17 protein-coding genes are annotated in these 17,831 nt (G+C 44.8%); 10 read left to right on the top strand and 7 right to left on the bottom strand.

What is annotated here, in order from left to right:
* Positions 1–95 precede the first annotated feature (95 nt).
* The gene (locus tag QZW47_RS12935; protein ID WP_293127806.1) at positions 96–2,057 is read left to right on the top strand and encodes a PAS domain S-box protein; all 1,962 of its coding nucleotides are present in this window, start codon (positions 96–98) and stop codon (positions 2,055–2,057) included.
* Positions 2,058–2,946: 889 nt separating this feature from the next.
* Here the strand turns inward: QZW47_RS12935 and glcD are convergent.
* The 3 genes from glcD to QZW47_RS12950 all read right to left on the bottom strand — a co-directional run bounded on the left by glcD (position 2,947) and on the right by QZW47_RS12950 (position 5,778).
* Entirely contained in the window at positions 2,947–4,422 is a 1,476-nt protein-coding gene (gene glcD / locus QZW47_RS12940) for a glycolate oxidase subunit GlcD (RefSeq protein ID WP_293127808.1), read from the bottom strand.
* Between the two features lie 13 nt (positions 4,423–4,435).
* Positions 4,436–5,299 (bottom strand): DUF6671 family protein, encoded by an 864-nt coding sequence (locus QZW47_RS12945; protein WP_293127810.1) that lies wholly within the window; start codon positions 5,297–5,299, stop codon positions 4,436–4,438.
* 89 nt (positions 5,300–5,388) lie between these two features.
* Positions 5,389–5,778: a transporter gene (locus tag QZW47_RS12950; RefSeq protein ID WP_293127812.1), complete on the bottom strand. Its 390-nt coding sequence runs from the start codon at positions 5,776–5,778 to the stop codon at positions 5,389–5,391.
* 160 nt (positions 5,779–5,938) lie between these two features.
* Here QZW47_RS12950 and QZW47_RS12955 point away from each other — a divergent pair, with 160 nt between their 5' ends.
* The 8 genes from QZW47_RS12955 to QZW47_RS12990 all read left to right on the top strand — a co-directional run bounded on the left by QZW47_RS12955 (position 5,939) and on the right by QZW47_RS12990 (position 9,802).
* Positions 5,939–7,117, top strand: a complete 1,179-nt coding sequence (locus QZW47_RS12955) for a glycosyltransferase family 2 protein (RefSeq protein ID WP_293127814.1) — start codon at positions 5,939–5,941, stop codon at positions 7,115–7,117.
* 295 nt (positions 7,118–7,412) lie between these two features.
* A complete protein-coding gene (locus QZW47_RS12960; RefSeq protein ID WP_293127816.1) occupies positions 7,413–7,736 on the top strand; it encodes a hypothetical protein in 324 nt (107 codons plus the stop codon).
* Between the two features lie 72 nt (positions 7,737–7,808).
* On the top strand, positions 7,809–8,039 hold the full coding sequence (locus tag QZW47_RS12965; protein WP_293127818.1) for a hypothetical protein: 231 nt from the start codon (positions 7,809–7,811) through the stop codon (positions 8,037–8,039).
* Between the two features lie 71 nt (positions 8,040–8,110).
* Positions 8,111–8,335 carry a hypothetical protein gene (locus QZW47_RS12970; RefSeq protein ID WP_293127820.1) on the top strand — a complete coding sequence of 75 codons (225 nt, stop codon included), beginning with the start codon at positions 8,111–8,113 and terminating at the stop codon, positions 8,333–8,335.
* 390 nt (positions 8,336–8,725) lie between these two features.
* The gene (locus tag QZW47_RS12975) at positions 8,726–8,956 is read left to right on the top strand and encodes a hypothetical protein (protein ID WP_293127822.1); all 231 of its coding nucleotides are present in this window, start codon (positions 8,726–8,728) and stop codon (positions 8,954–8,956) included.
* Positions 8,957–8,978: 22 nt separating this feature from the next.
* A complete protein-coding gene (locus QZW47_RS12980; protein ID WP_293127824.1) occupies positions 8,979–9,227 on the top strand; it encodes a type II toxin-antitoxin system RelE/ParE family toxin in 249 nt (82 codons plus the stop codon).
* Between the two features lie 8 nt (positions 9,228–9,235).
* Positions 9,236–9,589 carry a hypothetical protein gene (locus QZW47_RS12985; protein WP_293127826.1) on the top strand — a complete coding sequence of 118 codons (354 nt, stop codon included), beginning with the start codon at positions 9,236–9,238 and terminating at the stop codon, positions 9,587–9,589.
* A 21-nt stretch (positions 9,590–9,610) separates the two neighbouring features.
* Positions 9,611–9,802 carry a hypothetical protein gene (locus QZW47_RS12990; protein WP_293127828.1) on the top strand — a complete coding sequence of 64 codons (192 nt, stop codon included), beginning with the start codon at positions 9,611–9,613 and terminating at the stop codon, positions 9,800–9,802.
* Positions 9,803–9,861: 59 nt separating this feature from the next.
* On the opposite strand, the gene QZW47_RS12995 is transcribed toward QZW47_RS12990, so the two are convergent.
* The 3 genes from QZW47_RS12995 to QZW47_RS13005 form a co-directional block, all read right to left on the bottom strand.
* Positions 9,862–10,521, bottom strand: coding sequence for a Uma2 family endonuclease (locus QZW47_RS12995; RefSeq protein WP_293127830.1), 660 nt, complete (start codon positions 10,519–10,521; stop codon positions 9,862–9,864).
* Positions 10,522–10,647: 126 nt separating this feature from the next.
* The gene (locus tag QZW47_RS13000) at positions 10,648–11,223 is read right to left on the bottom strand and encodes a Uma2 family endonuclease (RefSeq protein WP_293127832.1); all 576 of its coding nucleotides are present in this window, start codon (positions 11,221–11,223) and stop codon (positions 10,648–10,650) included.
* 78 nt (positions 11,224–11,301) lie between these two features.
* On the bottom strand, positions 11,302–11,559 hold the full coding sequence (locus QZW47_RS13005; RefSeq protein ID WP_293127834.1) for a BrnA antitoxin family protein: 258 nt from the start codon (positions 11,557–11,559) through the stop codon (positions 11,302–11,304).
* 226 nt (positions 11,560–11,785) lie between these two features.
* Here QZW47_RS13005 and QZW47_RS13010 point away from each other — a divergent pair, with 226 nt between their 5' ends.
* Positions 11,786–13,609 carry a DUF262 domain-containing HNH endonuclease family protein gene (locus QZW47_RS13010; RefSeq protein WP_293127836.1) on the top strand — a complete coding sequence of 608 codons (1,824 nt, stop codon included), beginning with the start codon at positions 11,786–11,788 and terminating at the stop codon, positions 13,607–13,609.
* Between the two features lie 48 nt (positions 13,610–13,657).
* Here QZW47_RS13010 and QZW47_RS13015 read toward each other — a convergent pair whose 3' ends face one another.
* Positions 13,658–17,698 carry a magnesium chelatase subunit H gene (locus tag QZW47_RS13015; protein WP_293127838.1) on the bottom strand — a complete coding sequence of 1,347 codons (4,041 nt, stop codon included), beginning with the start codon at positions 17,696–17,698 and terminating at the stop codon, positions 13,658–13,660.
* Positions 17,699–17,831 lie beyond the last annotated feature (133 nt).

The following is a 17,831-nucleotide window of genomic DNA, read 5'->3' on the forward strand; positions in this document are numbered from 1 at the left end:
AGTAATGTGTTAGCATCAGGTGTAGCTTGTTCTGTCCATAAAAAGACCCAAAAATCTGGCGAGTTCGACACCTTAATTAAAGCGAAGGTTTAAATATGTTTTTTCAACGAGCCGATCCCGAAAATAAGCTCAGTAATATTAGCAGTAGCCAAAAAACACTTGCTAAAACCATGCCCCATAAAAGAGAATATCAAGATTTACCCCAAAAATATGCCCACAATTCGGCAGAGACCAATATTTCAGAAGCCGATCGTATTAGTGTTGGGGAAACGCAGCAGATGCAGGAAGCAATTGAACAGCTAAAACAGGATTTGAAAGCCAGTGAATCTCGGTTTCGGAATGCGATCGCCAAAAATGCCGACGGCATCGCAATTGTCAACAAACAAGGGCTTGTCTGTTTTGCCAATCCCTCAGCAGAAGCGCTATTTAACTGCAAAGCAGAGGAACTTTTAGGTCAAGCATTTTTTGGCAATTTGGTAGTAGAAGGTTCAGCTTGCGAAATTGAGATGGACACAGATATTATTCCGCACGTCGGAGAAACAGAAACACCAGGAATGCGCGTCATCCAAACAGAAGTTGAGGCTATTCGCAAGCACAAAGCAAATGCTGTAGTAGAAATGCGGGTGGTGGAAACGGAATGGGAGGGAGAAATGGCTTATTTAGCCACGTTGCGAGACATTACCGATCGCAAGCGCGCAGAAGAAATGCTCTGGTTGTACGATCGGGCTATGGCCGCTACCAGCATCGGAGTTACGATTTCTGACGCAACTAACCCCGAACATCCAATTATTTATTGCAATCCCGCATTTGAAAACATGACAGGCTATCGACGGGAAGAAATTATCGGGAACAACTGCCGATTTTTACAAGGAAGCGATACCGACTCCGAGGCGCTAGAAATCATCCGCCAAGCCTTGAAAACCGAAAGCGAATGTCAGGTAATATTAAAGAATTATCGCAAAAACGGAACTATTTTTTGGAATGCTTTATCAGTATCTCCTGTGCGCGACAAAACAGGCAAATTAACTCATTTCATCGGGATACAGAGAGACATCACCGATCGCAAAGAAGCCGAAGAAGCCTTGCAACACTCCGAAGCACAAAGCAGAGAACAATCAGCAAGACTAGCAGCAGCACTTGACGAATTAAAAAATACTCACTCCCAATTAGTTCAGAGTGAAAAACTGTCTAGCTTAGGATTACTAATTGCCGGAGTAGCCCACGAAATTAACAACCCCGTCACCTTCATTCATGGTAATCTTACTCACCTCAAAGATTACACAGAAGATTTATTCGATCTCCTCAAACTTTATCAACAGCAATATCCCAATCCCGTCGCCGAAATTCAACATCAAATAGAAAATAAAGACATTGATTTCTTATCTGAAGATTTACCTAAAATCCTATCTTCCATGAGCGTTGGTGTCGATCGCATTTGCCAGATTGTGCAGTCGCTACGGAACTTTTCGCGGCACGATGATTCACAAATGAAACCCGTTAACCTCCACGAAGGTATTGACACCACACTATTAATTCTCAATCACCGTTTGAAAGGAAACGGAGAAATGCCGTCTATTGAAATTATTAAACAATACGGAAAGTTGCCACTGGTTGAGTGTTTCGCAGGGCCAATCAATCAAGTTTTTATGAATATTCTAAGTAATGCGATCGATGCTTTAGATGATGAGAACATTACGCAAAATATTCAACAAATACCAGAAAATTTCCGCCAGATTAGAATTTATACAAAAGTTGTCAGAGATTTTGTAGAAATCAAAATTGCCGACAACGGGCCCGGAATGACTGAGGAAGTCAAGCAGCGGATATTCGATACATTTTTTACTACTAAACCCATTGGTAAAGGCACGGGTATGGGTTTGTCAATTAGCTATCAAATTATTGTAGAAAGGCACAAAGGCGAATTCTATTGTACTTCGGAAGCGGGCAAGGGCACCGAATTTACGATCAAAATTGCGATCGCACATGAGATAAGCGCATTAGATAAGACGGCGGTTGAAACCGCGCCTACACAAGCAAAACCCGCCTCCGCGGGTTGAAGAGAAGAGTAGCCGATGAAAATTATATTAGCCTCTTGAGTCGGCGTCCGGCGGACATTGTTTGTATAGAACCCATTTGAGATCTATTCTGCGTAAATCTCAGAAACCGGGTTTCTCTCGGTATTTCTCGTGACCAACCCAAAAACTCGTAGAAACCCGGTTTCTTGCCCCGGGCGTAAATCTCAGAAACCGGGTTAATCTCGGTATTTCTCGTCACCCAACCCAAAAACTCAAAGATGTCAAATGGGTTCTATAGACGCGGTTTCAACGGCCGTCTGCATCTGCGTAATTGCGGTTAAATTAAGCTACCCTCTTCAACCCGCGGAGGCGGGTTTTGTTTGTGTAGGCGCGGTTTCAACCGCCGTCTGCATCTTGGAGTGGGTTTTGTTTGTGTAAACCTGGTTTCAACCGCCGTCTGCATCTGCGTAATTGCGATTAAATTATGCCACCCTCTTCAACCCGCGGAGGCGGGTTTTGTTTGTGTAGGCGCGGTTTCAACCGCCGTCTGCATCTTGGAGTGGGTTTTGTTTGTGTAAACCTGGTTTCAACCGCCGTCTGCATCTGCGTAATTGCGATTAAATTATGCCACCCTCTTCAACCCGCGGAGGCGGGTTTTGTTTGTGTAGGCGCGGTTTCAACCGCCGTCTGCATCTTGGAGTGGGTTTTGTTTGTGTAAACCTGGTTTCAACCGCCGTCTGCATCTGCGTAATTGCGATTAAATTATGCCACCCTCTTCAGTCCGCGGAGGCGGACATCGTTTGTGTAGACGCGGTTTCAACCGCCGTCTGCATCTGCGTAATTGCGGTTAAATTATGCCACCCTCTTCAACCCGCGGAGGCGGGTTTTGTTTGTGTAGACGCGGTTTCAACCGCCGTCTTATTTAGGGGAATTAAAAAACCTCCGCACCCTCCAACTTCTTCATAGTTTCCACCTTAGCCCTCGCCGCCTCCCCGCAAGTCTTCGGAGTCGGAAACATCTTCCCCGGATTCGCCAAACCTTTCGGATTAAACACATGACGCACCCACTGCATCGTCTCCAAATCTACCTCCGAAAACATATCCGGCATAAAACACTTCTTATCAGCACCGATACCGTGTTCCCCCGAAAGACTGCCGCCGACTTTCACGCACAGCCTGAGAATTTCCCCGCCCAACTCTTCCACCTTTTCCAGCGCACCTTTTACCGAGTTATCGTACAGAATCAGCGGGTGCAAATTCCCATCTCCCGCATGAAATACATTCGCAATTCGGTAGCCATATTTCTCGCTCAAACCCTCAATTTCTTTCAAAACAAAAGCCATTTGTGTGCGCGGAATTACGCCATCTTGCACGTAATAATCCGGGCTGAGATGACCCGCCGCCGCAAAAGCAGCTTTCCGCCCTTTCCAGATTTTCATCCGTGTTTCTGGATCGTGAGCCGTCGTGATATTGCGCGCTCCATTCTGCTTACAAATATCAGCAATTCGCTGTTTGTTTGTAGCAACTTCTACTTCTAAACCGTCAATTTCTACGAGCAGAATTGCCGCCGCATCGCGGGGATAACAACCAGTTGCTACCACATCTTCCACAGCATTAATACTGATGTTGTCCATGATTTCCATGCCGCCGGGAATAATGCCAGCACTAATAATATCAGAAACCGATTCGCCTGCTGCTTCTATACTAGGAAAATCAGCTAATAGAACGCAAATAGATTCCGGCGCTTTCAAGATTCGCAAAGTAACTTCTGTCGCAATGCCTAAAGTGCCTTCGGAACCGACAAATACACCAGTTAAATCGTAACCGGGCATTTCGGGAATTTCACCACCCACATCGACTATGGAACCGTCGGGAACTACCAATTTTAATCCTAAAACATGATTGGTGGTAACTCCATATTTGAGGCAATGCACGCCGCCAGAATTTTCGGCAACATTGCCGCCAATCGAACAAACAATTTGACTGGAAGGATCGGGCGCGTAGTAAAAACCTGCACCGCTAACTGCTTGCGTTACCCAGTTATTAATTACTCCTGGTTGTACGACTACTAGCTGATTTTCTAAGTCTACTTTCAGGATTTTTCGCATCAGGGCTGTGACAATCAGCACGCAGTTTTCTACAGGTAAAGCGCCGCCAGAAAGCCCGGTGCCGGCGCCTCTAGCTACCCAGGGAATGGAATTGCGATCGCATATTTTGACGACATTTGCCACTTCCTCGGTAGTGCGCGGCAATACCACCAAGGCCGGGCGCTGGCGGTAGCTGGCGAGTCCGTCGCACTCGTAAACGAGCAATTCTTCACGGCGCTGCACTACGCCGTTTTTGCCCACTACAGCCTCAAATTCTTTAATAACGGGTTTCCAGTTGCGATCGGTTGCTACGGCTATCATTAGTAACTTAATTTTAAGGGTTGCAATACTGACACTGAGCGGGATCGGCTGTCTCTCGATTGTCGGGAAACAGTTCTTCTTTAGTATAACCGCAGTTTTTGCATAGATAAATTGTCGATCGCACCAACTGAGTCGGAAAATAGCAAAGTCCGCACGGCAACCCGATTTTCCTCTGGGCAACATCGAATCCCGGCCAACCGCACTCCGGGCAGAATTGCTTAAATTTTTTAACTAAATCGAGAGTTGCACTTGCGATATTTTTCATCCGAGTCGGATTGTGCATCGCCCGCATATCTGTTTCCACGTGAACTTTGCCCGTCGAAGATTTTTTCAAACCTGCTGATACAGCATCAAAAAGTTGTTTTTCAGTTGCAATACCCTTGACAATTTCCCCATTACCCAGTGCAGCATCACCAACTACAACCACCAATCCGTGTTCGGGAAATCCCGCTTTTTGAGCAAAATCTTCGGCTTCTTCTATACTCGCAACTAACTGGTGACTGTAATTAGTCTCCACCGACAAAGATTCGCCGATAAGTTCGAGATTGTTAGCTCGATCTAATAAAATTACAATTTCTCTATTAGCTGGCAGATACGGCATCATGGGGTGAGGGCCGAAACTGCCTTCGCTCGCAAAAGCCAGAGTTTCACCTGCAACTTCTAGAGCTTTTTCTGCTTTCTGGCGAGCTGCTTCTACCTGAGTTCCCAAGCGTTTAACTTCTCTCGTAAACGTGCCGAAAGCGTCAGTATCTATCTCACGAGGTACGCTAATTTTGACTCCTAATTCTCGTTCCAAAATCGGAGCCATCACCCGTTCTTTTTGGTGCATAGTAGCCAGAACAGCGGTGCGATCGCTCAATAATTGAAGTGGATTCATAGACTCAGAGGAGACAGACATATAGCAGCATTATTTCATAAAACAAGACTCAGATACACCCTTCCCAATTTCTAAAATATAAAATCGTATTAGTTTCCTGTCACTCCGCCAGCTTGACCTCTGAGTACAAAAATTACTCCCGTCATAATTAGGGCGACGCCTACCAACCGCAACGGCGGCAAAGGCTCGTGAAATATAAGTTTGCCACCTAAAACAGTAAACAGATAACTAATTGACAGTAAAGGCGAGACTATGCTAAGGTTTGCCCGTGACAGAACTACAATAAAGCCGATCGAAGAAACTGCATACAAAGAAAGACCGCCTACAATCAACGGCTGAGTTGCCATGGCTGCGACTTTTTCGATTAAATTATCAGCGCCAATCGGCCCTAATATTTTAGCTCCTGCCTTGAGACTGAATTGACCTGCGACGCCGCACAAAATAGCAGCCAGCAAGACCATAAAAACGCTTCTATTCATTAGTTTACCAACTTATACTACAGCACTAGCATTGCCGACCCAAAAACTACCCTTAACATTTTAAATTAAGTTTGATTGAGTTTTGTTGGATTTCAATAGTTTCAGCAAAAATAGTGGAAAATCAAGAATTGTCGATCGCGATCGAGAGTGAAAAAAACAAATGGCCCAACAGACCAAAGCAAGCGGGGAAAACACTCTCGAACTATCGATACTTATGCCTTGCCTGAATGAGGCAGAAACTTTAGAAATTTGCATCGAGAAAGCCCAGAGGTCGCTGCGCGAACTTGATATTGTCGGCGAAGTTATCATAGCAGACAACGGCAGCACGGACGGTTCTCAAGATATCGCCGCCAACGGAGGCGCCAGAGTCGTGCCGGTGGCAGCCAAAGGCTACGGTAGCGCCCTGATGGGCGGCATCCTAGCAGCCCGCGGAGTTTATATTATCATGGGCGACGCTGACGACAGCTACGACTTTGCCAACCTCGGCGCTTTTGTGGAAAAACTGCGGGGAGGCTGCGATTTAGTGATGGGAAACCGCTTTCAAGGGGGCATCAAACCGGGTGCAATGCCACCCCTGCACAAATATTTAGGAAATCCGGTGCTGACATGGGTGGGGCGGCTATTCTTTGCCAGTCCCGCCGGCGATTTTCACTGCGGGCTCAGGGGTTTTAGGAGAGACTCAATTTTGCAACTCGACTTGCAAACAACAGGGATGGAATTTGCTAGCGAAATGGTGGTGAAGGCTTCTCTGTACAAGTTGCGGATAGCCGAAGTCCCAACGGTACTTTTTCCCGACGGGCGCAGCCGCCCGCCGCATTTGCGAACTTGGCGAGATGGCTGGCGCCACCTGCGATTTTTGCTGCTTTACAGTCCTCGCTGGCTGTTTTTGTATCCAGGTGTGGCGCTGATGATTTGGGGTTTAAGTGTGGGCATCTGGCTGTTACCTGGTAGTCAAAAGATTGGTAGTATTAGGTTTGACGTGCACACGCTGCTTTATGGGGCGATCGCAATTATTATCGGTTTTCAAGCAGTAACTTTCGCTTTTTTTACCAAAATTTTCGCCATCAGCGAGAAACTGCTGCCCGCAGACCCGAAACTGAATAAAATATTTCGATATGTTAGCTTAGAGACCGGATTGCTTGTCGGATTCACCCTAATTTTAATTGGCATAGTTGGCTCGTTTTTGTCATTAACTATCTGGAGCGAAACTGCTTTCGGTTCTCTAGATCCTTCTAAAACTCTGCGTTTGGTAATTCCTTCGCTCACTTGCCTGACTGTGGGCTTGCAGATGGTTCTATCGAGCTTTTTTCTCAGCGTGCTGAGTTTGAAACGGCGATAGGAAATAAATCAATTTCGGCGTTCAAGTCTACAATTTTATTGTAGCAAACTATGATATAAAATTAAAGTCTGAGTGCCAAGAATACTGTGTTAGATTTGGCGGAAATCAACCGAGTCAGAAGTCGAAAAAGATTGAGTTGAAGGCTAGGGAATGTTTAGGATTGATGGCTGGGCGATCGATCGCCTGCGGGATAGCTAAGCTTCCGGCTGTTTGGGAGAAAAGGGCGATCGCCCAGTGAAATTTTAACTCAAGCCTGGTAGAATTTATTAAAACTCCCAAAGACTAGGAGATGAAGATGCAAGTCAAAGACATGACAATCGAGCAATTGCGGGACTTGATTCGGCATACGGTTGAACAGTGCTTAGAAGAATATTTTGGCGATCCTGATTCGGGTTTAGAAGTTAAGGAAGAAGTCAAGCAGAAATTGCTAGAGTCACTGAAGCGCAAACAAGCAGAAGAAAGCGGTATCCAAAAAGAACTTAAATTGAAGCTGTGTCAACCGGTGATTCCTCAGCCCAAGCGCAGTATTTTAGAACTGGAAGGTTTGGGTAAGGAAATTTGGAATGGGATTGATGCTGGAGAATATGTGAATCAGGAACGAGATTCATGGAATGGATAGCTTAGCGACATAACTCATAACTAGAAATTGTTATATAATAGCTTCAGATTCAAAAATCTCAACATAAAGCCTATGTCTACTTATAGCGAGGTACTGAGTCAGGCTCAAAGTCTCACTCTTGAAGAGCAACAGCAAGTTTTAGAAGTATTGTCAGCATTGATTCGCGATCTGGAAACAACCCATACTCAGGATAGCAGTCAAAGATGGCCCAGGAAAGATTTAGATAGATGGCGCGGTTTTTTGCCGAAGCGTGTGGATGCTTTGGAATTCCAGTTGCAACTAAGAGAAGAATGGGATGAGTAATATCTCAATCACTTCGATCGCAATAGTGCTACGATAAAATCAGCGAAATAAAGTGTAATCTAAGACAGCCTATGTTGACTGTAGAACAGATAGAAAATGCGATTCTCGAACTTGGGTCGAACGAAATTGGAGAGTTGTTAGAGTGGTTTCTAAATTTGGATTACCAACGATGGGATGTTCAGCTAGAGAAAGATATTGCTGAGGGTAAACTGGATGCTTTAGCAGCAGAAGCGATGGCTAACGCCCCGGCTGTCGCCTACGCAGATTTTGAGAGTGGTAACTATCGAGCGATTTAATGCACTATACTACTCGAAAATTTTGGGATTGTTATAGCGCTTTACCCTCAACGGTACAGGCTACAGCAGATCAGTGTTATGAGTTGCTCAGGGCCGATCAGTCTCATCCTTCTTTGCATTTTAAGAAGGTTGGTAAGTATTGATATGTAAGGGCCGGACAGGCTTATAGGGCGTTGGGTGTGGAAATTGAAACAGGTATTTTGTGGTTTTGGATTGGTACGCACGCAGAGTACGATCGACTGATTGGTAAATAATCCAATAGTGCGATCGGCGTAGCTATCCCGTGGGATCTCGCACTTAAGGAAAATAAGGGCGATCGCAAGAGCTAAATTTCAGACTATCTGGTAAAATCAGACAGGTAGCTATAATAATTTTCAATAGCTATGAACTATGAAAACTCAAGAACTTCGCCAGAACCTTAAGCAATCGATAGATAGCTTATCTCCTGAACGGCTGCTCGTTGTGGCTGATTTTTTAGCTTATTTAGCAGAACGTGAAAGCAATGAAGCTACGGTGGAATTATTGAAAATTCCCGGTTTTCTAGAAGCATTTAATAAAGCCAAAAAGGATGTAGCAGCAGGTAAGGTGACTTCCGTTGAGCAACTCAAACGAAAATACTGATTAAAATCTGAATTTTTATTCAGTGGTTCTTAGCTTTGATGCTCAGGAGTTTTTTGAAGAAGCATCAGCTTCTTTACAACGCAAGCTAGAGCGATGTTTTGAAATGTTGAAAACTCACCCTCGCAGTCATCCAAATATTAAGCAACTCAAAGGCGACTTAGCTGGATATTATCGCTATCGCGTTGGAGATTATCGGGTTGTTTATGACATTCATGAGGAGCAAAAGCAGGTGGTTGTGACTATTATCGCTCATCGTCGTGAAGTGTATTAGGGCGCATTTTGGGAAGAAAAGGGCGATCGCACTTTGAGAAGAAATGGGCGATCGCGCTTTGGGAAGAAAAGGGCGATCGCACTTCCAGCCAAAATCAGTATATATTAGGGTTAGAGCTAAAAAATACCAGTAAAAAGTCTATGCCGACTTATAATGAGGTACTAACTCAAGTTCAATCCCTCGCCCTGACTGACCAACTTCGATTATTAGAGGAATTGAGAAACATCGTTCATCAGGGGGTTGAAGTTGAAGGCGATGATGAGGTGGTTTGGGCCCAAGAGATAGCGGAAAGTCAAGCAGCATTGGCAGATTATGTCGCGGGGCGCGATCGGGGAATATCTTCAAAAGAACTTAAGTTGTGACTCAGATTGGTTCTCGCGGTGATGTCTATAAATAATGGCGATCGCCCTTTGGGACGAAAAGGTCGATCGCACTTGGGGACGAAAAAGACGATCGCACTTGGGGACGAAAAGGGCGATCGCACTTGGGGACGAAAAAGACGATCGCACTTGGGGACGAAAAGGGCGATCGCACTTCCCGATATGAAATTAGGTCAAAAAACGCGACTTTTGTAGGGAAACGGCATTGCCGTGTCCGTATCCGTGCCCACGCCGGAGACGGCAGTGCCGTTTCCCTACCGTTGCTGATTCTGTAAGTGCGATCGCACCCACTCTCTAAACTCTCTAATTCTCGCATTTTCCCCTTTATCGGAATCTAGCTGCATAAACCCTGCGAGTTCTTTCACAGGAAATGAGCCAAATGCCAAACTGGTTTCCGACTCGACATAACCCGTATCATTTAAAATATTAACTGTCAGTTTTCCTTTCTTCCAGCGCCAAACCTCCGGCACTTTCAGTTCCGCATAAACCGCCATTTGATTGATAGAAGAACTTGTCAAATCCATTTCTACAGCTAAATCTGGCGGCGGGTCATTTTTGAGATCAATTTTTAATTTTCCCCGCATTACAGCTTCATTTTGGATGTAAAAACATTCGTCAGCTTCTTTGCCAGCTTTTTTCGGTTCCGAACGCCAAGTAGATGATTTTAATCCGATAATTTCAATTCCAATCTCCTCAGACAGGGCTACAATTAGTCGTCCCAGAGTCCAGCTATACCTTTCATGTTCTGGTAGAGGCACCATTAGTTCCAAAGTTCCTTGGTAGTAAGTCATGCGCGGTGTTGAACGTTCCGCAAATATTTCTAACAACTGTTCGTAGGTTTCCCAACTGATATCATGTAAAACCAGGTGAGATTCTGCAAGATATTCTTTACTGTACGTCAGGGTTTGAACCATTGCAAATACTCCTTGATGTCTGGCGGTATAGAGATTCTGCCTGTAAGAGATGCTATAAACAGGTAAAATTCTGATTGCACGAAACTTGTAATTCTATTTTACTGTATCCCACAGGGCGATCGCGCTTTACCAAATCGACTCAAGATTTAGCACAAATCCGGGAAGAACATCTTCACCTGATAAAGTAGCAGGCGAGTCCAGCACTTCAACTTCTGCGCCCTGACGATAAATTTCAACTTGTCGAGACTTGCGGTTAATTAACCAACCCAAACGCGCACCATTACCTCGGTACTCTTTCATTTTATCCTGAGTTTCTTTCAAGCTATCGCTCGGAGACATTAACTCGACTACAAAATCAGGACAAATGGGGGGGAATTTCTTTTTTTGTTCGGGAGTCAGAGCATTCCAGCGTTCTAATTTTACCCATGAAGCATCAGGGGCTCTATTTGCACTATTAGGAAGTTTGAATCCTGTTGAGGAATCAAACACTTTACCCAGTTTATTTTGCTCGTTCCAATTCCAAATCTGTGCAGTTAATCCTGCATTACTGTTTCCAGTCTCTCCTCCTGCTGGTGACATGATAATTAGTTCTCCTTTCGCTGTTCGTTCCAGTCTAATATTTTCATTTTCCTGACAAAGCTGAAAAAACTGTTCGTCTGTCAGCTTAATGATGGGGTTGAGGTTGAGGGTGAGGGTAGTCATAGCGGTATTTTATCGTGGCTAAACGACCTTTATTAAGGATTGTAGCATATTGAGTGAGTTGCGAGGGCGATCGCACTTTTATTGACTGTTCTTGATGTGATGTTCAACATAAGAGCGCAGTACAGCATTCATCAGAGATTGATAACCTTTTCCTTGACTTTTGAACCAATCTAGGACATCGCTATCGACTCTTAAAGAAATAGCTTGTTTAGCGATCGGTTGCACGAGTTTGGCTTTTTCCCAGAAACTTGCATCTAACTCAGGAATCTCAGACGTATCAATGGCGGATTCTGGGATATTTTTTAGTTCTTCAAGTCGTTTGTGCGAGATAGTCATATTCAAACTGCACGAGTATGTATATACAAAGCGTATCTACTCACAGGATAGCATAAAGGGCGATCGCCCTGCGAAAATATTCCCCAAAGCCGGATCGAGGGAGAGGTGGAGGGGCGGTGACAATCGCAGTTTGCGAATAAATGGGCGATCGCTATACAAGCAAACATGAGGTTACTCTATGCTAAAATGAATGGTTATTCCTTCAAAAAGTTAAGAAGAAATTATTATGGCAACTGCACCCAGAATTGAATCTCACAATTTAAGCATAGCCGATCTCTTTAAAGAGTTTTATGCAGTACCGGACTTTCAGCGGGAGTATGTATGGGCTGATGAAAATGTTGAAAAATTGCTTGTAGATATTATTGATGAATTATATGATAATGACGAACCACTAGAAGATAGCGAATATTTTTTAGGCTCTCTTGTTGTCTATCCAGATCAAGGAACTTTTCAATTAATTGATGGTCAGCAAAGGCTAACAACAATATATTTGCTTTTTTGTGCCATTCGAGATTTTGTGATTGAATCAGGAAACAAATCAAAAGCGATAGAAGGTTTAATAGCAGGAGTTGATCAAGATACTAAGACTGGTCTAGACATAGATAGATATCGACTAACTCTTCAATATGGAGATGGTGCAAAAGTTTTAGAAATTATTGCTGACAGTAAAAGTAATATTTCAAGTATTGATAAAATAGCCTCTGAATCAGCTACTAAGCTGGTCGATGCTTATGAAACAATTAGGGAATTCTTGTTGTCCCGCTTTGGATCTAGTGTCGAAAAAAGACTACAGTTTTCTGGTATTTTTACCAGTCGAGTTAAATTAATTAGAATTGGAACGTTAAACTTAAAAAGTGCTCTTAAAGTTTTCGAGACAATCAACCATCGCGGAGTAGGATTAAACTCTATGGATTTACTTAAAAACTACTTATTTATCAATACATCTAAACAAGGAAGTAAAGATTTAAAATCTCATTGGAAAGAGTTAAAAAAACGATGGGATAAAATGATTAATATTATTCATGATTGCAAGGAAGATCCTATGCGATTCTTGCGTTATTATATTATGTCTCACTATCAAGTTAATTTGCAGAATAACTTTCCAGAAGAAGCTATATATGATTGGTTTACTAAAGAAGGTAGCAGATATAAAATAGATAAATATCCTTTGAAGTTCGTGGATACTTTGATCAAAGCAAGTGAAGACTTCAGCAACTTTACTAGATGTAAAAATGTTGATGGTTCTGACAATCAATCCTTGAAGAATATTAAAAAGCTACAAGGAAGATATAGCCAACACTTCATCTTACTTCTTGCAGCAAGAGAACTGCCAAAGGATTTATTCATAGAATTATGCTGTCACATTGAAAATCTTTTATTTACTTACACTATTACTCGTTCGACTCGTAAGGACATCAATATGATTCGTGATTTTTCCCAGTGGAGTCAAGACCTACTGGAAGTAAAAAAACGAGAACATTTTGAAACTTTTATTGAATTGTATTTCACAGAAAAATTGGTATCTTTATCTAATGAGTTTAATTCTGCTTTTCGTGAATTAACAGAATCTAAAATAGCTACATATCGTATTCGCTATGTACTAGCTAAAATAACTCAATTTGTGGACAACCAAGCTTACAGTAATGTTAGCCAGTTAGATAGATACTTAGATAAATCGATAACTATTGAACACATACTACCCAAATCAGTCAACCCTGAGTTGAGAAGTAAATTTGACAAACCGAATGAGTATGGTTCTTATGTTGAAAAGCTTGGTAACTTGGTTCTTTTAGAGAAGACAATCAACAGTTCTCTTTCTGACTCGACCTATGATGCTAAAAAAAGCGGTTATAAGCAGTCACAGCTTTTGCTCCCTCGTTCCCTTGTTGAAAAGCCTGGTGTAGGGAATAACACGCAATTAAACCGTACTGTAAATGACCTTAATCTTGATCAGTTTGAAGTTTGGGATTCCAAAGCCATAGACAAGCGTCAAGAAATGCTCGTTCACTTAGCTAGGCGAGTATGGGGTTTTGAAACACAACACAAGTAGTTTATCGAGAATGTAGAGGCAGACCCGAAAGGCCTGCCCCAAACTATCCTACTCTACCCCTTCAATCCGGTCTTCCACCTCTTGATACAACTCGCGCAACCTGTCCAAATTACTCTCCGAAGTCTCCCAATAACCCCGGCCGTTCACCTCAAGCAAAGTGCTGACAATCTTGCGGAACGAATGAGGATTCAGATTCAGCAAACGCTTCTGCATCTCCGCATCTTCGATAAATGTGGTGTTCACATCCTCATACACCCAATTATCCACAGCGCCCGCCGTCGCACTCCATCCAGTAGTGTTCACCAGACGCTTAGAAATCTCCCGCACGCCTTCATAACCGTGCGATAACATTCCTTCATACCACTTCGGATTCAGCAGCTTGGTGCGCGAATCTAAACGCACAGTTTCTGATAGCGTCCGTACCTGCGCGTTGGCTGTCGTTGTATCAGCAACGAAGGATGTTGGTTGCTTACCGTCGGCGCGCAAACTGCCGATTAATTTGGTCGGATCGGAGTCGAAATAGTGCGACACGTCGGTTAGCGAAATCTCCGCAGAATCTAAGTTCTGGAAGGTGACTTCAGCAGTTTTTAAGGATGATTCAAAAATCTGCCGGTCTTGTGCCATTGTTCCGGGATTGTCGGAAGAAAAGGCGAAGGATTTGCGGGTTAAGTACATTTCCTGCAACTCGGCTTCGCTTTCCCATGTGCTGTTTTCGATCGCCAAATTGACGTTAGATGAGTAGGAACCGGAAGCGTTGGAAAATACGCGGGTTGCTGCTTGGCGCAGGTTGATGCCCATTTCTTCGGCTTGCTTCAAGGCGTGTTTGCGGACGAAGTTCATTTCTAACGGTTCGTCGGCTTCTGCTGCCATTTTCACGGCTTTATCTAACAGGTTCATTTGGTTGATGAACAAGTCACGGAAGACGCCGGAACAGTTAATTACTACGTCAATCCGAGGACGGCCCAACTCTTCCAAGGAAAGCAATTCGAGTTTGTTGACTCGGCCCAATGCGTCAGGAACTGGTTTGACTCCTACCATCCACATTACTTGCGCTAGGGATTCGCCGTAAGTCTTGATGTTGTCGGTTCCCCAAAGCACAACGGCGATGGTTTCGGGATAGTTGCCGCCGTTATCGGTGCGCTGTCTTTCTAATAGTCGATCGACTACAACCTTAGCAGACTTCACCGCACCCGTCGTGGGGATTGACTGCGGGTCTAAAGCGTGCATATTCTTCCCAGTGGGCAAAACATCCGGGTTGCGAATCGGATCGCCACCGGGGCCCGGCAGAACATACTCGCCTTCTAGCGCGCGCAACAGTGCGCCTAATTCGTTATCAGCGCAAACTTGTTGCAAGCAGAATTCCAGATACTCAAACAGCGGTTTAATTGGTTCTGGATCGACTTTTTTGTAACCGGCGGCGTGCAGCGATTCAATCCAAGGTGTTTTCTTGCCCATGTTGAAGAAATTTAACTTGGAAACTAGGGAAACTCTGCCCTCGGCATCGGTTTGTTCCTTCACCAAAGCGCCTACTGCATCCCGACAAGCTAAGGTGATGTTTTGCAGCAATTCGACATCAACTAAAATGCCTTTGTCGCTATTGGTGTAAATGTCTTCGATATCCCGTTCCAGGCTATTGGCGATAATTCGCGGTAAGCTGATCAGGTTGTCTTCTTCGCGGTCTAAATTGGCGATATTTACTAAAGTTGCGATCGCCTCTTCAGCAGTTGGTGGCTTCCCGATAATGTGCAAACCACAAGGTAACAACCGCGATTCAATCTCCATCAACTTGCGGTAAACCAAGCCAACTAAATTGTCTCGTTCCTCCGCAGTCATGCCCGCAGCAACGCCCCCTGGCCCCCCCTTGGTAAGGGGGGGTTGGGGGGGGTCGGGAGGTAGGGCGATATCCTTGTCTAAATTGACCAAACGGCATTTTTCGACGATCGCATCTACGATCGGCACGCCCCGGCCCGTATCCTTCAAAGTTTGATAGGAAGCAATTAACTCGCTGAGTTCCTGCAAACCTTTGTACAAACCAGCATTTTCTGCCGGAGGAGTCAGATAGCTGATGGTTTCAGCATAACTCCGGCGCTTGGCAATTGTTGCCTCGCTGGGATTGTTGGCGGCGTAATAATAGAGATTAGGAATCTTCCCGATCAAACTGTCAGGATAACAATCGATCGACATTCCCATCTGCTTACCCGGCATGAATTCTAGGGAACCGTGAGTGCCGAAGTGCAGCACCGCATCTGCACCCCAAATGCGCTCCAAATAAGTGTAATAAGCAGCAAAACCGTGGTGGGGGCTGGCGGAACGAGAGAATAACAACCGCATTGGATCGCCTTCGTATCCAAAGGTAGGTTGCACTCCGATAAACACGTTGCCGAAATGTTTGCCGAAAATTAGCAAATTTTGTCCGTCGCTGTTCAAATGTCCAGGAGGCGGGCCCCAATTTTCTTGCAAGCGTTCCGAGTAAGGAGTGAATTCTTCGTATTCAGCTACGGACATCCGGTAAGCAACATTCAATTCTGGACTTTGGTATTGCGCTGTTGCGTCGTGGATGACTTCTTGCATCAGTTTTTCGGCAGAATCCGGCAATTCTGGCAAGTCGTAACCGTTGCCTTTTAAGGCTTTCAATACTTCGTAAATTGAGCCGAAAACGTCTAAGTAAGCCGCTGTTCCGACGTTGCCTTTGTCGGGTGGAAAACTGAAGACTGTGATTGCAACTTTTTTATCTAACTTTGGTTTTCGCCGCAGCATTGCCCATTTCAAGGCGCGCTGGGAAATTGCCTCAATTCTATCTTGCAGGGCGATCGCCTTTCCAGTTGCGCCATCTCTTCCCGACAAGATAATCGGTTCGATCGCACCATCCAACTCAGGAATCGCAACTTGCAAAGCAACTTGAATCGGGTGCAAGCCTAAATCGCTATTTTCCCACTCTTCTGTCGTTTGGAAAACTAGAGGCAAAGCCACCATGTAAGGACAGTTTAGCTTTTTCAAAGTCTCGATCGCCTTCGGGTGATCTTGTTTCGCCGGGCCGCCCACCAAGGCAAAACCAGTCAGAGAAACCACTGCATCCACGATCGGCAGCGGTGCAACACCCTTGGGCCCAACTTCCAAGAAAAAGGTTTCAACAGGTTTCGAGAAGTCCAAACCGCCTGCAAAAATCGGTAACACCCGCGCGCCCATTGCCTCGAATTCCTGGACAATTGCGACGTAGTGCGCGTCATCTCCAGTGACTAAGTGAGTGCGCTGCAACACTAAACCGATGCAAGGTGCGAGGGGGTCTTTGAGGTCTGCGGAAATATCTGTGCGGGCATTATACCAGTTCAGATATCCTTTGACATCCTCAAACATCGACGGTGCTAAAGGATGCCAAATCCCCATATCCATGTAGACAACGGGTTCTTGGTATTGTAGGGGCAATCCCCCCGTGGTTGCCCCCTGGCCTTTGAATACGTATTTATGTGACAGCATCAGCAAGAAGTTTTCCAAGTTTTCTTGGGAACCGCCCAGCCAATACTGGAAACTTAGCATGAAGTTGCGGGCATCTTGCGCTTTGTCGATCGGCAAATATTTCAGCACTTTCGGCAAAGTTTGCAGCAGTTTCAGCATTCCGTCTTGGAAGGAACTCCCGGACTTTTCCTTCCGTTTTTTCATAAATTCGCCGATCGCGCTTTTGCTTTGTCCCAACTGCGCCATCGAGAAACTGCCCATTTTATTGAGTCGCATCACCCCCGGCATCGAGGGGAAGACAACGGCGACATCCAAGCTGTCGCGCAGGGGCTCTACAGCCGCTACCACTTTTTCGGCCAAATCTTCGATAAAAATTAGAGAAGCAATAAATACATTGGCATCCGCCACATCCCGCTTGAAAGCCTCGTAATTTTCCGGGCTGCGGAGTTCTTCGATCAGATAGCCACTAATTTCTATTGCCAGATTCGGATTTTTGTTATTTATCGCTCGAACCGCTGCGGAGAGGGCGCTTTGATACTGCGGTTCTAGTACGACATAGACCACCTTCATGAGCGATCGCCCTTGCAAGTTTTCCGGCACGACGTGGCGAATGGTGGGCTTGACGTGAGTGAACATCCGGTTAGGCTCCTTTAAGATGCTGTTTTCGGCAATCGGGAATTTTTTATCCCCTAAGCATTTTTACCAGAAAACGCTTGCCATTAGCCGATTTGATCCTGCTAATTACACAATTCGACAAATTTATTGCGAT

It is taken from the genome of Microcoleus sp. bin38.metabat.b11b12b14.051 (assembly GCF_013299165.1).
Lineage (GTDB): Bacteria > Cyanobacteriota > Cyanobacteriia > Cyanobacteriales > Microcoleaceae > Microcoleus.